The 1,185-nt window shown below is 66.7% G+C and carries 1 protein-coding gene; it reads right to left on the bottom strand.

What is annotated here, in order from left to right:
* Positions 1 to 8 precede the first annotated feature (8 nt).
* Entirely contained in the window at positions 9 to 1,097 is a 1,089-nt protein-coding gene (locus ACLJOU_RS46900) for an IS630 family transposase (RefSeq protein WP_410575784.1), read from the bottom strand.
* Positions 1,098 to 1,185: the final 88 nt, after the last annotated feature.

Genomic DNA, 1,185 nt, shown 5'->3' with positions numbered 1-1,185 from the left:
GTGCCGCATCAAGCAACGTTGGGTAGGTAATCCGGTCGGCGGATCTTGGAGTTGACGGCGAAGTGGCGTTTGGGGTGGCTGTGGCGGTTGCGCCAGCGCAGGTAGCCGGCGATGGCGGCCTCCTGGGCGGCGTGGCTGGGGTAGTCGCTGCCGTCGAGGGTGAAGTAGCGGACCGCGGTGAATTCGCATTCGATCCAGTTCAGCCAGGAGGCGTTGGTGGGTGTGTAGACCAGCTCGATCCCGTTGGCCGCGCACCAGGTTCTGACCTCGGCTTTGCCGTGCGGTCCGTAGTTGTCGCAGACCAGGTAGATCTTCCCGGCGGGGAAGCGGCGGCGGAGTTGCTTACAGAAGTCGAGGAACTGCGGCCAGCGTTTGCGGTCACGGAACCGGTAGAACATCTGACCGGTGGCGAGGTCAAGCGCGGCGAACATCTGCCGGACCCCGGCGGTGCGAGTGTAGGTCGCACGCAACCGGGCCGGGCGACCTCGGGCGAACCAGCCGCGGCCGGGGCGGGGCTGCAGGTTCAACGGCCCGAACTCATCGACACAGATCACCCGCCCATCGGCGGGCGGATGATCGTAGAGATCAAGGATGCGGGTCTTCTTGACCACGAACTCCGGGTCCTTGCTGGCTTTCCAGGTCTTCGTCGCCTGCCAGGACACGCCCTCCTTGCGCAGGATCTGCCGGACGGTTTCGGTGCTCACCACCAGTCGCGCGTGCTCGGCCAGGTACTCGACCAGTTTGGTCAGGCTCCACGTCGTCAACGGCAACCCCAGCTCGGCGGGCTTGCACGCGGCGATGCGGCAGATCTGATCACGGGCGGCCGACCCGAACTTACGAGGTCGGCCGCCCCTCCATTTTGGGGACAACGCCGCGAACCCGGACTCGTTGAACGCGTGGATCACCTCCCGCACATACCCCTCCGACGCAGCGAACATCACCGCGATCTCCCCCGCAGACCGGCCCTGCACCGAGGCCAGCACGATCCCGGACCGCCGCAGCCGCACCCGGTCCTTCGCCGATCTCGTGATCTTGACCAGCCGCTGGGCCTCCTCCGGCTCCAACGACCGCGCGAACACCTCCGGCTGGCGCGCCATGGCTCACCTCCACCGGCCAGCCTCGCGATCACCAGCTCGGATGTCCACGCGACACGGTTACCACGTCAACGTTCCTTGCCGAGGCACT

Origin of the sequence: Amycolatopsis sp. cmx-4-61, assembly GCF_046548775.1 — a bacterium.
Classification (GTDB): Bacteria; Actinomycetota; Actinomycetes; order Mycobacteriales; family Pseudonocardiaceae; genus Amycolatopsis.
The sequence above is the reverse complement of the archived record's forward strand: the minus strand, read 5'-3'. Positions and strand labels throughout refer to the sequence as shown.

Bases quoted from the DNA above. Each gene is read 5' to 3' on its own strand.
- ACLJOU_RS46900 (WP_410575784.1), bottom strand. From the start codon at position 1,097: ATGGCGCGCCAGCCGGAGGTGTTCGCGCGGTCGTTGGAGCCGGAGGAG.